Here is a 19,118-nt window from a genome sequence, read left to right on the forward strand (position 1 = left end):
TCAGCTCTCACTCTTTTTTCCGGCGAACGCCGTCATGGCGGTCGCAAGATTGTCATCGAACACCATGTGCTTAGGCGATTTTCTGTTTTTTGTCCGCTCTTCTTTCCAATTTGTATTGATCCCCTTGAAATGGAAAAAGACGGCCGCGTTGTCATGCTTGCGGGCCCCGATGGGGGCGCCGTGGATGCGGTGCAGATAGGGGTGGACACTTGGCGATTGCACCCAGTCACGGCGCGGGTCGAGCACCCATTTGGAAGGCGAAAGGCGATGGCGGAAATCGGCATGCCGGTGCCGGAATGCCTGATGCCGCGCCGGGACGTCGGGGTCGCGCGCCGCCTCGATCCACCTCCCGCGCATGCGCGTTACACCAAGGGCGCTGCGCCGGGTTCGCTCATAAACCGATTCCCCGCCCGCCCAGGCCAACTCGTCGATGTCGCAATCGATCAGGCCCTCGGCCCGCATTCCGAACCGGCGCAGTGCCAGATTGGTCATCGAAATCTGCAGGAAACGGGGGTAGAATTTCGTGTTGAGTACCGAGGTATCGATGGGCCCGAATTTGTGTGGCACGTCGATAACGATGACGGTCTTGAGCCCGTTCACCGCGGCCAGTGTGGTCTCCAGTCTATCGACGGTATAGTCGGTCGACCCATTATCGAACAGGATGACCGTATCGGTGCCGTGCAGCCTCGCATGCCAACGCGCCCAATCGGCAATCCATTCGAGCCGGTTGTTCTTGTTGATCGTGAACAGAATGCGCGCGCCGGAAAGCGCAGCGGAAAAATTGGGCTGGATGGCCAGATCGAATGTTTCGCCGAAGGCCTCGACCCGCACCGTCTCTGCATCGTCCGGCACATCGGCCAGCCGGGTCAGCATTGTCGAGCGTGAGGCAAACAATTCGGCCTTCAGAGTAGTTCCCGACGGCGGCACGCTGTAGCGCGCCGCTTCAAGTGCCGAGCGCAGGTTGAGCGGCGCAGGCCCCACCAGCAGGACATCCCTGCCGTTGTCGGCCCGGAATGCGTCGTAATAGAGCGCCTTGTCTTCGAATGCCGTCCAGAACGCGGCCGGCCGCGGCCGCCAGGGCGAGCGGGGCCGACGCTTTACGATGCTGTCGGCGGACAGCGCCGCAAAGCTCCGGCGAACGCACAAAATCTGTGCTTCGGCCCGGTGGAGGGCAACCTCACCCACGCAACACGCCCCCTGTCGCCTTTTCCACCGCTGCCACGATCTTTCCCGCCACGGCCTCGATCTCCTCGTCGGTTAGCGTCTTGTCCCTTGGTTGCAGGGTAACTTCTATCGCCACCGATTTGTTGCCTTCGCCCACATGAGCACCCGCAAAGACGTCGAAAATCGTCACGTCGCTGATCAGCGCCTTGTCGGCACCGCGGGCCGCGCGCAGCAGGCCGGCGGCCTCGACATTTGTATCCACGACAAAGGCGAAATCACGCCGCACCGGCTGCAATGCCGATAGCGCCAGCGGCGGCCTGGCTTTCGTGGCCTTTTTTCGCGGTTCGGGCAGTGCATCGAGATCGATCTCGAAAGCGGCAACCGGTCCATCGAGGTCGAATTTTTCCGCCATGACCGGGTGCAGTTCCCCGAACCAGCCAAGGATCAGTTTGGGCCCGAGCTGGATGCGTCCGCCCCGGCCCGGATGGCTCCATTGTGCCGGTTCGGCCACCACCTGCACCTTGTCGATATCGACGCCCAAGGCGTCGAGTACCGCGCCCAGGTCCGCCTTGGCATCGTAAACACCGACCTTGTCGGCCTTGCCCTGCCAGTGCCGGCCCGCGCCGGAGGGCCCTGCGGTGCCCGTGCGGATGCCCGTCGCATAATTGCGCTGCCCCTCCGGCGCATCCGAGAGGAACACCTGCCCCACCTCGAACAATGCCACATCGTCGAACCCGCGATTGCCATTGCGCGCCGCACCCGAAAGCAGGCCCGGCAGGAGCGAGGGCCGCATGTCGGTCATGTCCGAGGCAATGGCGTTGGCCAGCCGCAATTGGGGGCTGCCGCCGCCGAAGGCTTGGGCGAAATCGGTGGAAATGAAAGACCATGTCATGGCTTCGTCCATGCCGCGCGCCGCCAGCGCCCGCCGCGCGATGCGGCGGCGGTTCTGGATCGGGGTCAGCATTTTCGGTGCCACGCCCGAAAGCCGCGGCAGCGGCTCGACCGGCACGCGGTCGACGCCCACGATACGCATCACCTCTTCGACGAGGTCGGCCTTCATGGTCACATCGGGCCGCCAGGAGGGAACGCCAACCCTGACCACTTCGCCCGATCCGGAAACCTCAAATCCCAGCCGCGTCAATATTGCGGTCGCCTCGTCGGCTGCCACGGTCAGCCCGGTCAGCCGTTCGATCTCGCTGAACGGAAAATCGATCACCGTCCCGGGCGAACCCACATGGCCCGCGATGACGGTTTCCGCCGGCTCCCCGCCGCACAATTCCATCACCAGCCGCGTTGCCAGCTCTATCCCCGGTTTGACGCTTTCAGGGTCCACAGTGCGCTCGAAGCGATAGCGGGCATCCGAATTGATCCCCGTCTTGCGCCCGGCAGCGGCAATCGCGGTCGGTTCGAACCAGGCGCATTCGATGAACACATTTGTCGTCTCATCGCTCGAGCCGGTCTCTTCCCCGCCGATGATACCGCCGAGCCCCAGCACCTTCTGATCGTCGGCGATAACGCACATGGTTTCATCGACGGCATAAGTCTTGCCGTCGAGTGCCGCAAAGCTCTCCCCGGTCCGCCCCATGCGCGCCGCGATATTGCCCGTCAGCTTGTCGGCGTCATAGACGTGCAGCGGACGCGCCCGGTCGAGCGAGACGTAATTGGTGATATCGACCAGCGCGTTGATGGGCCGCAGGCCCACGGCCCGCAGCCGGTCCTGCATCCATTGGGGGGAAGGGCCGTTCGTAACGTTGCGGACCAGTCGGCCCGAAAACATCCTGCAGATGTCGCCATCCACGCGCACCGCGATGGGCGATGCGCCCGCGGTGGCGGGAACCGCCTCAACGCTCGTGTCCTTGAGTTGGCCCAGCCCGGCCGCCGCGAGATCGCGCGCAATGCCGTGCACGCCCGCGCAATCGCCACGATTTGGGGTCAGCCCCACATCGATCACCACCTCGTTTATCCCCGCATAGTCGGGATAGGGCACGCCAATGGGCGCATCTTCGGGCAACTCGATGATCCCGTCATGATCGTCGGACAGTTCCAGCTCCGCATTCGAGCACAGCATGCCGTTACTGACCTGGCCGCGGATATTGCCCTTGCCAATGGTGATGTCCTTGCCCGGGATATAGGTGCCCGCGAACGCAAAGACCGATTTCATTCCCGTGCGCGCATTGGGCGCGCCGCACACCACGTCGATCAATTCGCCGGTGCCCGCGTCGACCTTGCACACCCGCAGCTTGTCCGCATTGGGGTGCTGTTCGGCGCTCACCACATGGGCGGTCACGAAGTCCTTCAGGGCCGCGCCGCTATCGGTCACCTCCTCGACCTCCAGACCCACCATGGTCAGCGTGTCGATGATTTCGGCGTTGGTGGCCGTGGTCTCCAGGTGTTCCTTGAGCCAGGAAAGCGTGAATTTCATTTTTTTTCTCTTGGTATGCGGCGGATCAAGTGGGCGTGGAGCCTGGCGCCTTCTGGCCCCGGATCATTGAGGCAATTGAAATGTCTTCGTCGATTTCGGGCCAATGAAGCCCCATGGGCATCAATTCTATAACGTTGCGCGCTTGCGGCGATGCCGCTACCAGCCTGGGATACCACCACAATGGCGTGGAAACCTCGCGTCCGTCGGCCAGTTCCACATGCAGATGCGTATCGTCGCATTGAGCAGAGACCGGTTTGGTATCCTCGATTTCAAGCACCAAAGTAGTCATTCCATGCCTCCAGAAAGGCTTGTTGATGATCGCGTGTCGCTCGCATGATCTCGTTCAGTTCCCGGGCATTATACCCCAGATTGACGGCAACGCTGAGGTCGCACAGCCAGATCTTTGCTTCCCGACCGTCCTTGACGATATGGACGTGTGGCGGCTCTCAGCCATCCGCAGAATAGAAAAGAAGCGATAACCCTTCCATTTGAGCAGCGTCGGCATCTCTAGCTCGACAGCCCTCCGAACAATGTCGGCAGGTCGAGCGGGCGGAACCCGTAATGGTCGAGCCAGCGCTTGTCGGCATCGAAAAACGCGCGCAGATCGGGCATGCCGTATTTGAGCATGGCAAGCCGATCGATCCCCATGCCCCAGGCAAAGCCCTGATAGATTTCCGGGTCCAGCCCGCCGGCCCGGATCACATTGGGGTGCACCATGCCGCAGCCCAGAATTTCCAGCCAGTCATTGCCTTCCCCGATTTTCACCTCATTGCCCGAGCGGTCGCATTGCACGTCCACTTCCATGGACGGCTCGGTGAAGGGGAAAAAGCTCGGACGGAACCGGGTCGTAACGCTCTCGACCTCGAAAAACGCCTTCAGGAATTCTTCGAGCACCCAACGCAACTGCCCGATATGGCTCTGCTTGTCGATCACCAGCCCCTCGACCTGATGGAACATGGGGGTGTGGGTCTGGTCGCTGTCGTTGCGGTAGGTGCGGCCGGGAATGACGATGCGGATCGGCGGCTCGCCCTGTTCCATGGTGCGCACCTGCACCGGCGAGGTGTGGGTGCGCAACAGCTTGCGGTTCCCCTCCGCATCGGGCTCGAAAAAGAACGTGTCGTGCATCTCCCGCGCCGGATGGCCTTCGGGAAAATTGAGCGCGGTGAAATTATAATAGTCGGTCTCGACGTCCGGCCCCTCGGCAATCGCAAATCCCATGTCCGAAAAGATCGCCGTGATCTCGTCGATCACCTGGCTCACCGGATGGATGCGTCCTGTGGCGGTGGGGGCCGGGCGCAGCGGCAGGGTCACATCGAGCTTTTCGCTGGCCAGGCGCTTTTCGAGCGCGGCTGCAGCCAGCGCCTCGCGCCGGGTTTCGATGGCGGCGCCGATCTCGGCCTTGAGCCCGTTGATCGCGGGGCCTTTTTCCTTGCGTTCCTCCGGGGTCATTTTTCCCAGCGTGGCCAGCAGCGCCGAGATCGACCCCTTCTTACCCAATGCCGAAACGCGCACAGCTTCGAGCGCGGCTTCGTCCTGCGCATTTGCAATGGCGGCGTGGATCGATTGGCTGAGGTCGGCGATCTCGTCGGACATGATGTTCTCTAACATGGGAAACTCTTTTTTGCGGGCGAAGCGGTAGCAAACGAAAAAGCCCCGCGCCACCCCAAAAGGGGCAGCGCAAGGCTTTCAAATTCGGCCTCAGGTAAAGGCTGGTGGAGTCGCAGGTGCCTTTTTAGGCGGAAATGCGCTCGTGTGTGGTCGCTTCGACGTCGCCCAGATAGGCAAGGGCTTCCTTGGCCTTGGCAACCAGCGCTTCGAAAGCTGCCGGTTCGCGCACTGCCAGATCGGCCAGAACCTTGCGGTCCACAGCAACCTCAGCCTTGCTGAGGCCGTCGATAAATCGACCATAGGTCAGCCCGTGGCTGCGCACGGCGGCGTTGATGCGCTGGATCCACAGGGCGCGGAAATTGCGCTTTTTCTGCTTGCGGTCGCGATAGGCATACTGGCCGGCCTTCTCGACGGCCTGTACGGCAGAGCGGTAATTGGTGGAACGGCGACCGTAATAGCCTTTTGCGGCCTTGATCACCTTCTTGTGGCGGGCGTGGGCGGTAACGCCTCTTTTAACGCGGGACATATCTTAATTCCTCAAATCTGGCTGTCGGAGCGTTGTCAGGTCCCCGATTTCCGGTTCGACAACGCGACAAAACGAAAGCGGCCGTTACCGGTCGTACGGCATGTACTTCTTGACAATCTTGGTATCGGGCTCGGAAAGCGTCGAGGTACCGCGATTGGAGCGGATGTACTTGGCGTTGTGGCTGATAAGGCGGTGGCGCTTGCCGGCGGGGCCAGCCATGACCTTACCGGTTGCCGTCACCTTGAAGCGCTTCTTGGCGCCAGACTTGGTCTTCATCTTGGGCATTTTGCGGGTCCTTTTTGGTCTTGATGGATGCCCTGATGGTCCGGGCTTCCGCTTTCATGAACCGCCACGGCATGCCTTTTGGCCGGACGGTCCGTACAATAGAAATCTGCGGCGGACCCATTGGGCCAACCGGAGACGGCGCGTTATAGGGAGAATGGCCGCCAAGCGCAAGGGGCATCTGCCGCCCGTGCCCGCGCCATTTTAGCAGCTTCCCAAGCGCCGATGTTTCGCTAAAGTCCCCCCATGATCGAAATCACCCGTCGCCGATTCCTCACCCTTTCCGCAACCGGCGGCGCTGCATTGATGCTGGCGGCCTGCTCGTCGGGCACGCTCGTCATGACCACCGAACGGGCAACGCCCGTGTCCTCGGTCTCGATTGCCGAAGCGGCCGAAAAGCTCAACGCCATGCGCGCGGCGCGCAATCTGCCGCTCCTCACCCACAACGCCACCTTGCAAAAGGTTGCCGAGGAACAGGCCCGGCTGATGGCTGAAAACCGCAACGTCGCCCACACCGCCGCCCCCGAACAGACCCTTCACACCCGCCTGCGCCGCATGGGCTTTGGCGGTGGGGCTGGCGAAAACCTCGCCGGTGGCCCGCCCAATCTCGATACCGCAATCGCGGGCTGGCTCAAATCGCCCTCCCACAACAAGACCATGGTCAACCCCGATTACGTCCAGTTCGGCATCGCCATAGAGCGCGGCCCGTCGACGACCTACAACACATACGGCACCTATTGGGCCCTGCTCTTGGGCGTCCGCTCCCCCGCCGGCCGCCCCTGATTCCGGATGTGACGGCGCATCCGGCAAGTCCCTCGCCCTGCCGGGGAGCGCGATTTAGGGTGAGGGGCCTCCCGGCGCTTGCCCCTTTGGCATAATCGCGCGAAAGTCCGGCCAACCAGAATCGTGAAAGGCGCGCCATCCGCGCCCCGGGGAGCCCTAAATGCATCTCGTCCTCGTCGACGGCTCGTCCTTCATCTTCCGCGCCTATCACGCGCTGCCGCCCTTGACGCGCAAGTCCGACGGTCTGCCGGTCGGCGCCGTCTCGGGCTTTTCCAACATGATCTTCAAGCTCACCGAGGATCTCAAGGGCGAGAACGAGCCCACCCATTTCGCTGTGATCTTCGATTATTCGGGCACCAGTTTCAGAAACGAGCTTTACGACCAGTACAAGGCCCACCGCCCCGAGGCGCCCGAGGATCTGATCCCCCAGTTCCCGCTCACCCGCGCCGCCACCCGCGCCTTCTGCCTGCCCTCGATCGAGCAGGAGGGCTACGAGGCCGACGACATCATCGCCACCTATGCCTGCCAGATGCGCGATCGCGGCGGCAAGGTCACCATCGTCTCCTCCGATAAGGATCTGATGCAGCTCATCGACGACGATCACGTCCAGATGCTCGATACCATCGCCCGCCCGGGCCAGCCCCCCATGCGCTGGATGGGTCCCGAGGAGGTGATGAAAAAATTCGGCGTCACCCCCGACAAGGTCGTCGACGTCCAGTCCCTGTGCGGCGATCCGGTCGATAACGTCCCCGGCATTCCCGGCATCGGGGTGAAAACCGCCGCCCTGCTCATTAACGAATATGGCGATCTCGAAACCCTTCTGGCCCGCGCTTCGGAGATCAAGCAGCAAAAGCGCCGCGAATCGATCATCGAACACGCCGATCTGGCCCGCATTTCCAAAAAGCTCGTCCAGCTCGATTGCAACATGCCGCTCGACGTGCCGCTGGACGATCTGGTCCGCCAGCCCCTCGAAGCCAAAACGCTGATCCCGTTTCTCAAGGCCATGGAGTTCACCTCCATCACCCGCCGCGTCGCCAGCGTGCTCGAAATCGACCCCGACGATTTCGAGCCCGATGCCGAACTGGCCGCCAAGGGCGCCTCGATCCCCGGCGCGATCGATGTGTCCGATGGCCCCGCCCCCGCCTCGGGCGTGGCCGGCCCCGATGCCCACGCCGAAAAAGTGCTGGAGGCCATCCGCGCCATCCCCTGCAATCTCGACGATTACGAGATCGTCCGCGACGAAACCGCGCTCGCCAACTGGATCGCCGATATCGTCGCGACGGGCCATGTCGCCGTCGATACCGAAACCACCGGGCTCGACAACCAGGCCGCCGATCTGGTCGGCATCTGCCTGTCAACCCGTCCCGGCAAGGCGTGCTATATCCCCCTCGGCCACACCACCGGCAATGACGACATGTTCGGCGGCGGCCGAGCCGAAGGCCAGATGGATATGCGCCTCGCCCTCGATATGCTGCGCCCGGTGCTGGAAGACCCGGCAATCCTCAAGATCGGCCAGAACGTCAAATACGACATGGGCATTTTTGCCCGCTATGCGATCACCATGGCCCCCATCGACGATACGCTTCTGATGAGCTACGCGCTCGATGGCGCCCGCAACAACGGCATGGACGCGCTGGCCCTGCGCTGGCTCGATCACACCTGCCTCAAATTCACCGACCTCGCCGGCACCGGCAAGAACCAGCTCACCTTCGACAAGCTCGAAATCGAGCCCGCCGCGAAATACGCCGCCGAAGACGCCGATATCACCCTGCGCCTCTGGCATATCCTCAAGCCCCGCCTTGTCGCCCAGGGCGTCACCACGGTTTACGAAACCCTCGATCGCCCATTGACCCCGGTCCTCGCCCGCATGGAAGCGCGCGGCGTGTCGGTCGATCGCCAGATCCTCTCGCGCCTCTCGGGCGATTTCGCCCAGCGCGCCGCCGCGCTGGAAGAAACCGCATACGAATTGGCCGGCGAAAAGTTCAATCTCGGCTCCCCCAAGCAATTGGGCGATATCCTGTTCGGCAAGATGGGCCTCGAAGGTGGCACAAAGACCAAGACCGGCGCCTGGGCCACGGGCGCCTCCGTGCTCGACGATCTGGCCGCGCAAGGCGTGCCCCTGGCCCAGACCATTCTCGATTGGCGCGGCGTCACCAAATTGCGCTCGACCTACACCGACGCGCTGCCCTCCTATATCAATGAGCGCACCAAGCGCGTCCACACCTCATACAACCAGGCTTCGGTCGCCACCGGGCGCCTCTCGTCCAACGAACCGAACCTGCAAAACATCCCCATCCGCACCGAGGATGGCCGCAAGATCAGGACCGCGTTCATCGCCGCGCCGGGCAATCTTCTGATTTCTGCCGATTACTCCCAGATCGAGCTGCGCGTTCTCGCCCACATCGCCGATATCGATGCGCTCAAGGACGCCTTCGAGGAGGGCCTGGACATTCACGCCATGACGGCGTCCGAAATGTTCGGCGTGCCCATCGAGGACATGGACCCCATGGTCCGCCGCCGCGCCAAGGCGATCAATTTCGGCATCATCTACGGCATTTCCGCCTTCGGCCTCGCCAACCAGCTCGGCATCGCCCGGTCCGAGGCCGGGGAGTACATAAAAACCTATTTCGCCCGCTTCCCCGGCATTCAGGATTACATGGCCGAACAGCGCCGCATCGTGAAGGCCCAGGGCTACGTCTCGACGATCTTCGGCCGCAAAATCCCGTTCGAAAACGTCAACACCAAAAACCCGTCGGAACGCGCCTTCATCGAACGCGCCTCGATCAACGCCCCCATCCAGGGCTCGGCGGCAGATATCATCCGCCGCGCCATGATCCGCATGGAACGCATTTTGACCGAGGAAAATGTCCCCGCCGATATGCTCCTGCAGGTCCACGACGAACTGATTTTCGAGGCCCCGGCAGACAAGGCCGAACAGGCCATCCCGATCATCAAGCGCGTGATGGAAGGGGCGGCGGAACCGGCGCTGAGGCTGTCAGTGCCGTTGCAGGTGGATGCCAAGGCTGCGGAGAATTGGGAAGCGGCGCATTAGGGGCATAGTTCGAAGAACGGGCGGGGAATTATTCTACAGAAGTGAAAAGGTTCACTATTTCGGCCCATTGTTCCGGATAATTTAATCCATAAATTTGAATAACCATTTCGGTCAAATGTTCTGCAAGCTGTCCCGGGATTCCACGGGCATTTGTAGTGCTTTCAATATGTCCCAAAATAGCAAGCATAATAGCATTTTTAGGCTTCATGTCGGGGTCTGCAGCAAGCGAGTGGGTAGCGTTGGAAACTTTGTCTTTAAAAGATTCAGAAAACTCAACATCTCCGACTACAATTGATGTATCTTTTAGAAAGCTAAATAAAATCAGGCTAACCTCAGAATTGTGCTTACGAAGGTAGGTAACATTTTCAATGCCATATTCTTGCGGCGCATTTGCGATGCGCCAAGCCAGCATGCGCGAATAATACTCAATTCGGCAGTCCCACAAGAAGCGTAAGGCACTGTGAATATCGAGCTCATCCCCGCTACTCAGTTTTATCGTTTTTGAATCGTAAGGGCTGGTTGCCATCTCCCATAGGCTGACGACGGAACGAGGTGAGAATGCATACGTTTTTTCGCTAATGTCGGAATACACGCAAACCAAGACCGGCTGAATATGGGCCGCCCACCGGAAGAGGTGGTTGACGTCAAACCGCATACGCAGCTTTCCATCCGGCGAAACGGCTTTTCGGGTCCCTTTAACCTGCACCAAAATCGTGAAATTGTCGGCAGAATCGCCCAGGGTTGTTTGAACAATTAGGTCCTCGCCATAATCGTTCTGAACTACTTCGCTTAACGCGCCAGCACCCGAAAATATACTCGATACGGCCAAGACAGCCTTATGTGCGAGCTTGTGTTCAGCGGTGATTTTCACGATGTTTTGCCCATCCTCATTGTGCAGCTATATTTTATACGCTGATTCCGCGAGATCGCGTCCCGTCCACTGTCATCCTCGGGCTTGACCCGGGGATCCGCTGCATCGGATGGCCGGTGAAGGGGTTGGTGAGCGATGAAGCGCGGCGGATCACCATTTCTGCTGCGCGTGCGGACGCCGTGCAGATCCCCGGGTCAAGCCCGAGGATGACGCGCGATGAGATGCCGGAGACCACGCCGCCCCCGACCAGCCCGAATTCCGGCAAGCGCTGGACATGGTCTTTGACGGCAAGGACGATCCCGAAACCCTCAAGCGCATATGATCGGGCAGGGCGCCGATCCCCTTCCGTCACATCAGGCAAGGCCACACGACCCCGGCGCTCCAATTGTACGCCTCGGTTTCCCTCCCCTCGCTGCCCCGGCGCACGCCGGGGTCGATGTGCTTCTCCTCACGCACTGGAGTGTCGGTAAGGCTGCTGGGTCCCGGATCAAGTCCGGGACAGCGATGGCGGAGGCTCACCCTCTCGGCTCCATCACCAAACACTCACCCACCCCCATCGTCATCCTCGGGCTTGACCCGGGGATCCGCGAGGCTTCTTCCAGCGCAGCAGGAGTGGGGCGCGCCGCCCTCTCAAGGTTCCTCAACCCTTTCCGGCTCCCCGAAGCAGGTTCCCGGCCCCAAGATGACGTCCAGGCGGAGAGGAGAGGCGGGTGAGACAAACTTATCCCCGCGTTCTCCCCTTGCTCCATACTCGCTCTCACGAACCCGGTTGATGGACGAAAGCGCGACGAACGTTTGGCGGGTTTGGCTCTGGTTCGGCGGGAGTCGTCCTGCCGGAGGCGAGCGTTCCACTTCCGCGAGGCTGGCTTTAGTTCGGCCCGCAACACCGACAGGGACGAACGTGTCCCTGAGCGAGGGAACGTACAGCCCAAAACCCGGAGCGCATGGGGCGATGGACGCTTCATATACAAAAAATACAGTGCGGAGCGTTCATCGCCCCATGCCGTTCATCCCATCAAAAACCGAGGCAATATCGCCGTCGGCGGACTTGGCATGCGTGGGCGAACGCCCCATCCTGCGCGCCATGTCCAATCTTATCGGTCCCCGGATGATCTCCATCGAACCCCTCACGCCAGACGCCTTCGCCCCCTATGGCACCGCGCTCGGTTTCGCCGCCCGCCACACCCCCGACACCGCCTTTTTCTCCCCGGCCTCCGATTTCTGGCACGAGCACGGCTTTGCCTCCGGCGAGACGAAAACCGAAATCCTCTGGGTGGTCTATCGCAGCTCCGATCCGACCATCGCCCGGCTCGAAGCCCATCTCGCCACCGAACAGGCCCTCATCCCCCTCACCGGCTCCATCGTCCATATCGTTGCCCGCTCGGCCCCCGATGGCGCGCCCGATCCGCAAACGGTCAGGGCCTTCGCCATCGCGCCGGGGCAGGGCATCGTCATGGCAAAAGACTGCTGGCACGCCACCCGCGTCTTCGCCGGCGATGTCACCTGCGCCATGCTCACCCGCGCATCGACCACAAAGGACCTCGTCGCCCACCTCCAGACCGGCGCCCCGCTCACCGAAAGCCGCTACGCCGATATCGCCATATCGATCGGGAACGGGGAAAAACGATAAATCCAGTTGATCGGGATCGATCAAAAACAAAAATTCGACTCATCGCCCATCAAGGCGCTTAACTGAACCCATCAGAACTGGTGATCGCTTCGCCGCGCACCGCAGACGGGAACAGCCCTATATGGATGATGCCGCCACCCTCCAGCGTTTCGAAACAGGCGCCGCCCTGCGCGCCGCCTGCCGCGCCGGAATTTGGGACCGCCCGACCTCGGGCCTGGCGCAGGGCTTCCAGCAGGGCAACATCGTCATCCTGCCCCGCGCCCTGGCCGATGATTTCCTGCGCTATTGCACCCGCAATCCCAAGCCCGCCCCCATTCTCGGCGTCTCCGAGCCCGGCGACCCTTCGCTCCCCACCCTCGGCGCCGATATCGACATCCGCACCGACGTCCCCCGATACCGCGTCTTCCGCGATGGCGAGCCCGCCGAAATCCTCACCGACCTCAACGCCCTCTGGCGCGACGATTTCGTGACCTTCGTTCTGGGCTGCTCGTTTTCCTTCGAAACCGCCCTCCTGCGCGCCGCCATCCCCGTCCGCCACATCGAGGCCGGCCGCAACGTGCCGATGTACAAAACCAACATCGAGACCCAGAGTGCCGGCCCCTTCGGCGGCCCCATGGTCGTCTCGATGCGCCCCTTCACGCCGGCCGATGCCATCCGCGCCATCGTCCTCTCGTCCTACCTGCCGCAGGCCCACGGCGCTCCCGTCCACCTGGGCGATCCCTCGGCCATCGGCATCGCAGATATCGCCACCCCCGATTTCGGCGAGGCCCCCGATATCCACGAGGGCGACGTCCCGGTCTTCTGGGCCTGCGGCGTCACCCCCCAATCGGCCATCCGCCATGCAAGGCCGCCCATCGCCATAACCCACGAACCCGGGCACATGCTCGTCACCGATCTCAGGGCCGATATCGGCTGAGACCGGACATGCAAAAAGACCGCACAAGCGGCATGATCAACCAACGCAAAGGGAACTGAAATGAAAGCGCTAAAACCTCTCCTCCTCGCCTCCATCGCCCTGGCCCCCGCCGCGGCTCTCGCCCAGGACCTGCCTGAAACCACCCTCAACGTGGTCGGCAGCTGGTCCAACCTGCCGCTCTACCAGCAGTTCGAGCGCGGCTTCTGGGAAGAAACCGTCCCCGAATCCTCGGGCGGTGCGATCAGTGTCAACATGACCACTTTCGACCAGATGGGCGTTGCCGGTGCCGACGTCTTCCGTATGCTCGGCGATGGCGTTTTCGATATCGGCATGACCGTTGGCGATTATACCGTCGCCGATGCCCCCGAGCTTGAAGGCCTTGATGTCCCCCTCATCGCCACCGATGCCGAAACCGCCTACGCCATGACCGAAGCGGCCAAGCCCATGGTTGCCGAGATCATGGAAACCCGCTTCAATTCCCACATGCTCGCCATCGCCCCCTATCCCCCGCAGATCGTCTTCTGCAACGCCGAGATCAGTGGTCTCGCCGATCTCGAAGGCAAAAAGATCCGTGGCTCAGGCCGCATGACCTCGCTGTTCCTCGAAGCGCTGGGCGCCGAAGGCATCACGATGGCGTTTTCCGAAGTCCCCGGCGCGCTCGAGCGCGGCGTTATTGATTGCGCGGTCACCGGCGCGGGTTCGGGCTATGCTTCGGGCTGGTACGAATCCTCGACCCATCTGGTCAACCTTCCGCTCGGTGGCTGGGATCCGGTCATCACTGCCGTCAATCTTGACGCCTGGAATGCGCTCGACCCCGCCGTCCAGACCTTCCTCGAAGACCAGATCGTGGCTGAATTCGAAGAGCCCGCCTGGGCCGATGCCGGCGGCGCCCTCGACCGCGACATCGCCTGCCTCACCGGCGGCGAATGCGAAGCGGGCCCAGCAGCGTCCATGACGCTGGTCGAGCTGTCCGAAGAGGACAAGGCACAGGCTCTCGCCGTCCTCGAGGATTCGATCCTTCCCGATTGGGCCGAACGCGCCGGTGCCGAATGGGCCACCCGCTGGAATGAGACGGTGGGCGCGGCCCTCGACGTCTCGATAGCCCAGTAACGCGAAGGAAAGGGCGGCACGATGGAAACCAACTCCGCAATCCCGGCAAGGGTCAGGACCCTTGCGGGGGTCATGAAAACGCTTAACCGCTGGGTCGCGTTGATTTGCGGTGTGGTCCTGCTCGTCGCTGTCGCCCTCATTCTCTTCGAAATCCTGGGCCGGCGCATTTCCCTGTTCCGCATCGGTGGCGCCGATGAACTTTCCGGCTACGTCATGGCCGGCATCGCCACCTGGGGCTTTGCCTATGCCCTTGTCGAGCGCGCCCATGTGCGCATCGATCTCGTCTATACAAGGCTGCCCGCTCCCGGGCGGGCAGCTTTCGATAGTCTCGCCCTGGCCAGTGTGCTGTTCGTTGCCGCGCTTGTCTCGTTCTATGCCTATGACGTTCTTGCCAAATCGATTGCCCGCGGCTCGCGCTCCAACACGCCTCTGGCCATCGAGTTGTGGATACCCCAGATCGTCTGGTTCGCCGGCTGGGCATGGCTCACCATCACCTCGGCCGTCCTCCTTGCCTGCACGCTCATTCTTACCCTCGGCCGCCAATGGGGCCTTATAAACGAACTCTCCGGCATCGTGTCCGAGACGGGAGAAGCGTCATGATCTGGTATGTCGCCATCGGCCTTGCCGTCCTTCTCGCCCTGTCGGTCCCCGTCGGTGCCGCATTGTTTCTTCTCGGCTTTGGTCTCGACGCGTTTTTTGCGCCCCTGCCGCTCATTCGCGGCCTGGGCCAGATGGTCTATTCCTCGTCCGACAGTTTCCTTCTCATCGCCATCCCGCTCTTTGTCCTGCTGGGCGAAATCCTCGTGCGGGCCGGAATTGCCGAGCGCACCTACAAGATCCTCGATGCCTGGTTTTCATGGCTGCCGGGCGGTCTGGTTCATGCCAATATCGGCACCTCCACGATGTTTTCGGCCACGTCGGGATCTTCGGTCGCCACCGCCGCCACGGTTGCCACCGTGGCCATGCCCCAGGCAAAGAAACAGGGATACGATCAACGGTTGTTTGCAGGCGCCATCGCGGCCGGCGGCACGCTGGGCATCATGCTGCCCCCTTCGATCAATCTGATCGTTTATGGCTTTCTCACCCAGACCTCGGTGCCCCAATTGTTCATGGCCGGCATCGTGCCGGGCCTGCTGATGGCGCTTGGGTTCATGGCCATCACCATCATCATCTGCTCGATAAAGCCCGAACTGGGCGGGCCAAGCCGGCATTTCACTTGGCGTGAACGGCTTGCCGGACTGCCCCACCTCATCCCGGTGTTTCTGGTTTTCGCCGTCATCATCGGCTCGATCTATAATGGCTGGGCCACGCCCACCGAGGCTGCGGCCGTGGGTGTCGCCATGGCCATGCTGATCGCCGCATTTTACAGATCGCTGACCCTCGATAATCTCAAGCGGGCCCTCTTGGGCACCATCCGCACAACGGCGATGGTGATGTTTGTGATCGTCGGGGCCTATTTCCTCAACTATGCCCTCGGTGCCACCGGGCTCGGCCGTCAGCTCACCCTATTCCTCGAAGGCATGGGTCTTGGGCCTTACGGCATGCTGCTGGTCATTATCCTCATGTACATCGTCCTGGGGTTCTTCATCGAAACCCTGGCGCTGATGATCGCGACCATTCCCATTGTCGTGCCCATCATCATCGAACTCGGTTTCGACAAGGTCTGGTTCGGCATCCTTTTGATCGTCCTGATCGAAATGGCGCTCATTACTCCCCCCGTCGGTCTCAACCTTTATGTTGTGCAGGGTGCGCGCAAGGAGGGGCGCCTGAGTGATGTGATGGTCGGCGTCATTCCCTTTGTGTTCGTAATGCTGGTGATGGTTGCGTTGCTCGTCGCCTTCCCCGCCATTGCGCTGGTTTTCTCTCCGGCCTGATCGCCCGGCATTTTTTCAAAGGCACTACCATGCCCAATACACTGACCTTCGCCGTGGCAGGCTCCGAGCCGGTCGCCATTACCATCGAACGGGCTATCATCGCCGGCTGGACGGGGCGTAACGCCGATGCCGTCAATCATCATATCGCTGAACTGGAAGCCATCGGCGTTCCACCGCCCAGCACGGTGCCGCTGTTCTACCGTGTTGCGTCCGGTCTCGTAACAACCGACACGGCCATGGAAACCGTCGATGCGACGGGCTCGGGCGAAGCCGAGCCGCTGGTGATCGACGATGGAGAAAAGCTCTATCTCGGGCTTGGTTCGGACCACACCGACCGCCAGCTCGAAACCCATTCGGTGGCCCTCTCCAAGCAGATTTGCGCCAAGCCGGTCGCCCCGACCCTTTGGGCTTTCGACGAGGTTGCGCCCCACCTCGACCAGATCGCCATCCGATCTTTCATCCGCGACGATGAAAACGCGGCCTGGATCCCCTATCAGGAGGGCACGCTGGCTTCCATCCGCCCGCTCCTCGAACTGATCGATGCTTCGCCCTCTGCCGCATCCCCGTCGCGGTTGGAGCCCGGCACTGCCATGATGTGCGGCACCTTCGCGGTCCTTTCCGGCGGCGTGCGTCCGGCCCGGTTTTTCCGCATGGAAATGACTGATCCCGTTCTGGGCCGAACCATTAAACACTGCTACGAAACAAAGACCCTGCCCGTCATTTCGTAGGAAGCCCGCCATGACCGACATCTCCCCGCTCCGCCAGAACGCCGGCCGTATCGCCTTTCGCGCCGAAGATCGTGCGCGGCGCGCCATCGATGTGGCTATGAGTGCCAAGCCCGAAGTCCTGCGCACCATATTCACCCGCTTCGATGCCAGCCGGATCATGTCCGAAGCCAAAGCGCTCGACGGTGACGCCGGGCGCAGAACCGGCCCTCTGGCCGGCATCCTCGTCTCGATCAAGGACCTGTTCGACGAGAAAGGGCAGGTGACTTCGGCCGGCTCGACCATTCTCGCTGATGCCGAACCGGCAAATGCCGATGCGGAGGCCGTCGGACGCCTGCGAGCTGCCGGGGCCATCGGGTGCGGACGCACCACCATGTCCGAATTTGCCTATTCGGGCGTGGGGCTCAATCCGCACTTTGGCAATCCGGGAAACATCTTCGACAGCTCCCGCATCTCCGGCGGGTCGACCTCGGGCGGCGCATTGTCGGTCGCCCTGGGCATTGCCGATGTCGCACTGGGTTCCGATACCGGCGGATCGGTGCGCATTCCCGCCGCGCTCAATGGGTTGTGCGGGTTCAAGCCCAGCCAGTCCGCGGTCCCGCTCGATGGTGCGTTCCCGCTGTCCCAGAGCTATGACAGTATCGGGCCGCTGGCGCGCACGATCAAACACTGCAGCGCCGTCCACGCCGTCCTTTCAGCCACCGCCGCCTCGCCAGCAAAGCGCGAAAGCCTGCGTATCGGCGTGGCGCGCGGCATTCTGACCGAAGGGCTCGACACCCAAGTCGCCGCCGATTTCCAGCGCGCCATCGCGCTGCTTTCCGCCGCCGGATTTGCGCTGACCGATATCGAGCTGCCCATGCTCGAGGGCTTCGGAAACGTCAACCGCATCATTGTCGCCTCCGAAGCTCATGCCATCCACGCTTCCCGTCTGGCCCGCATGCAAACCGAGGGCGATCCCCACGTTCTGCGCCGCATCCGCGCTGCCGAAAGTTTCGCTTCCACAGACGAGGTGGATGCTCGCGCTCAACGGGCAGCCGCTATCGCAGCGTTTTCGGCGCAGGCGGAAAATTATGATGTATTCATCGCACCCACGCTGCCGACCGTCGCACCGTTGATTGCCGATGTGGAGGCCGATTTCGACCGTCTCAATGGCCTGATGCTGCGCAACCCTTCGGCCATCAACTTTCTCGATGGCTGCGCCGCAACCGTTCCGATGCATGCCGGCCAGCCCCTCGCCACCGGCCTCATGATTTTCGCCCCCGGCGGTCATGACTGGAGGGTTCTGGGCGCCGCCGAACAAATTGAGGCCATTCTGGCATCATGACCGATTGGGGCCTTTGGGCCGAATTCCTCATCCGGGCGGCAGCCACCGGTTTCGTCGTCATTTTCATCGCCTGGTCTGCTGCCAGGCTTGGTCCAGCCATCGGCGGTGTGTTGGCTGGATTGCCCATCGTTCTGGCACCGGGCTTTTTCTTTCTCGTGCGCGATCAGGACCCGCTCTTTGTTTCCGACATGGCCGCCGGAACGCTCTATTCGATGATCGCCACCCAGGGCTTTCTGTTCGCCTATCTCTGGTCGGCGCGCACAGCCGGCCCTCTGGGCGCAACCATTCTGGCCATAGCCGCCTGGTGCGTCCTCGCCATGCCGCTGTCGTTTGTGCCCCATCATCTCGTTCTGGGTGCTCTGATCTTCGTCGCCACAACTTTTTCCGCCCGGCTGGTTGGCAAAAATCTGGTTCTCCCGCTCGCCCCGGTTGCAACGCCAACGCGCTGGCCGGCTCTGATCGCCCGGGGCGTTGCCGCAGGCGTGTTGGTGGGCGTGGTCACCTTGCTCTCGCCCGTGTTCGGCCCTGCGCTGGCTGGTGCACTTTTGGGCTTTCCCATCGGCTTTTGCGTGATCCTGCTCTCGCTCAACCTCGATCATGGCCGCACCATTGCCGGTCGCACCGCCTACGCCGGCCTCCTGGGTGTCGCGAGCCTGGCAACCTTCAGCGGCGTGCTCTCGGCTGCCCTTCTGGTATTGCCGCCATGGACTGCCTATCTCTCCGCGCTGGCAGCGTCGCTCGCGCTGACGGCTGTGATGGCGCAATTGACCCACCAGCTTGCGCCGGGTGCCCGGTTCCGCGCATTGTGAGTTGGAGCTGCAGGTTCGCGGA

At 62.1% G+C, this 19,118-nt stretch carries 18 protein-coding genes; 10 read left to right on the plus strand and 8 right to left on the minus strand.

Annotated features, from left to right (window positions below):
* From KKY_RS18085 to rpmI, 7 genes are all read right to left on the minus strand, one after another.
* Entirely contained in the window at positions 1–1,185 is a 1,185-nt protein-coding gene (locus tag KKY_RS18085; protein ID WP_014132838.1) for a hypothetical protein, read from the minus strand.
* The gene (pheT, locus tag KKY_RS18090; RefSeq protein ID WP_014132839.1) at positions 1,178–3,586 is read right to left on the minus strand and encodes a phenylalanine--tRNA ligase subunit beta; all 2,409 of its coding nucleotides are present in this window, start codon (positions 3,584–3,586) and stop codon (positions 1,178–1,180) included. Before pheT ends, KKY_RS18085 begins: the two co-directional genes overlap by 8 nt.
* Before the next feature lie 25 nt (positions 3,587–3,611).
* Positions 3,612–3,875: a DUF2442 domain-containing protein gene (locus KKY_RS18095; RefSeq protein WP_041528890.1), complete on the minus strand. Its 264-nt coding sequence runs from the start codon at positions 3,873–3,875 to the stop codon at positions 3,612–3,614.
* Positions 3,856–4,014 carry a DUF4160 domain-containing protein gene (locus KKY_RS20915; protein WP_338090944.1) on the minus strand — a complete coding sequence of 53 codons (159 nt, stop codon included), beginning with the start codon at positions 4,012–4,014 and terminating at the stop codon, positions 3,856–3,858. The genes KKY_RS18095 and KKY_RS20915 overlap by 20 nt, the downstream gene beginning before the upstream one ends.
* A 79-nt stretch (positions 4,015–4,093) precedes the next feature.
* Positions 4,094–5,179 (minus strand): phenylalanine--tRNA ligase subunit alpha, encoded by a 1,086-nt coding sequence (gene pheS, locus KKY_RS18100; RefSeq protein ID WP_041529644.1) that lies wholly within the window; start codon positions 5,177–5,179, stop codon positions 4,094–4,096.
* A gap of 139 nt (positions 5,180–5,318) precedes the next feature.
* Entirely contained in the window at positions 5,319–5,720 is a 402-nt protein-coding gene (gene rplT, locus KKY_RS18105; RefSeq protein WP_014132842.1) for a 50S ribosomal protein L20, read from the minus strand.
* An 84-nt stretch (positions 5,721–5,804) separates the two neighbouring features.
* Positions 5,805–6,005 (minus strand): 50S ribosomal protein L35, encoded by a 201-nt coding sequence (rpmI, locus tag KKY_RS18110; RefSeq protein WP_014132843.1) that lies wholly within the window; start codon positions 6,003–6,005, stop codon positions 5,805–5,807.
* Between the two features lie 243 nt (positions 6,006–6,248).
* Between rpmI and KKY_RS18115 the strand changes: the two genes are divergently transcribed.
* Together KKY_RS18115 and polA are read left to right on the plus strand one after the other, a co-directional pair.
* Positions 6,249–6,785, plus strand: a complete 537-nt coding sequence (locus tag KKY_RS18115; RefSeq protein WP_014132844.1) for a CAP domain-containing protein — start codon at positions 6,249–6,251, stop codon at positions 6,783–6,785.
* 160 nt (positions 6,786–6,945) lie between these two features.
* Positions 6,946–9,837 carry a DNA polymerase I gene (gene polA, locus KKY_RS18120; RefSeq protein ID WP_014132845.1) on the plus strand — a complete coding sequence of 964 codons (2,892 nt, stop codon included), beginning with the start codon at positions 6,946–6,948 and terminating at the stop codon, positions 9,835–9,837.
* A 28-nt stretch (positions 9,838–9,865) separates the two neighbouring features.
* Here polA and KKY_RS18125 read toward each other — a convergent pair whose 3' ends face one another.
* Complete coding sequence (locus KKY_RS18125; protein ID WP_041528891.1) at positions 9,866–10,708, minus strand: DUF4365 domain-containing protein; 843 nt, start codon at positions 10,706–10,708, stop codon at positions 9,866–9,868.
* Between the two features lie 1,057 nt (positions 10,709–11,765).
* On the opposite strand from KKY_RS18125, the gene KKY_RS18135 reads away from it, so the two are divergent.
* From KKY_RS18135 to KKY_RS18170, 8 genes are all read left to right on the plus strand, one after another.
* The gene (locus KKY_RS18135) at positions 11,766–12,338 is read left to right on the plus strand and encodes an ureidoglycolate lyase (protein WP_014132846.1); all 573 of its coding nucleotides are present in this window, start codon (positions 11,766–11,768) and stop codon (positions 12,336–12,338) included.
* 121 nt (positions 12,339–12,459) lie between these two features.
* A complete protein-coding gene (locus KKY_RS18140) occupies positions 12,460–13,254 on the plus strand; it encodes a putative hydro-lyase (protein WP_014132847.1) in 795 nt (264 codons plus the stop codon).
* 60 nt (positions 13,255–13,314) lie between these two features.
* Complete coding sequence (locus KKY_RS18145; protein WP_014132848.1) at positions 13,315–14,364, plus strand: TRAP transporter substrate-binding protein; 1,050 nt, start codon at positions 13,315–13,317, stop codon at positions 14,362–14,364.
* A gap of 21 nt (positions 14,365–14,385) precedes the next feature.
* The gene (locus tag KKY_RS18150; RefSeq protein WP_014132849.1) at positions 14,386–14,964 is read left to right on the plus strand and encodes a TRAP transporter small permease subunit; all 579 of its coding nucleotides are present in this window, start codon (positions 14,386–14,388) and stop codon (positions 14,962–14,964) included.
* On the plus strand, positions 14,961–16,238 hold the full coding sequence (locus KKY_RS18155) for a TRAP transporter large permease (RefSeq protein ID WP_014132850.1): 1,278 nt from the start codon (positions 14,961–14,963) through the stop codon (positions 16,236–16,238). Before KKY_RS18150 ends, KKY_RS18155 begins: the two co-directional genes overlap by 4 nt.
* A gap of 29 nt (positions 16,239–16,267) precedes the next feature.
* Positions 16,268–16,966 carry a DUF2848 domain-containing protein gene (locus tag KKY_RS18160; RefSeq protein ID WP_014132851.1) on the plus strand — a complete coding sequence of 233 codons (699 nt, stop codon included), beginning with the start codon at positions 16,268–16,270 and terminating at the stop codon, positions 16,964–16,966.
* Between the two features lie 10 nt (positions 16,967–16,976).
* Positions 16,977–18,287, plus strand: coding sequence for an amidase family protein (locus tag KKY_RS18165; protein WP_014132852.1), 1,311 nt, complete (start codon positions 16,977–16,979; stop codon positions 18,285–18,287).
* Positions 18,284–19,096, plus strand: a complete 813-nt coding sequence (locus tag KKY_RS18170) for a hypothetical protein (protein ID WP_014132853.1) — start codon at positions 18,284–18,286, stop codon at positions 19,094–19,096. Before KKY_RS18165 ends, KKY_RS18170 begins: the two co-directional genes overlap by 4 nt.
* Positions 19,097–19,118: the final 22 nt, after the last annotated feature.

The sequence above is a fragment of the Pelagibacterium halotolerans B2 genome (assembly GCF_000230555.1).
GTDB classification, from domain to species: Bacteria; Pseudomonadota; Alphaproteobacteria; order Rhizobiales; family Devosiaceae; genus Pelagibacterium; species Pelagibacterium halotolerans.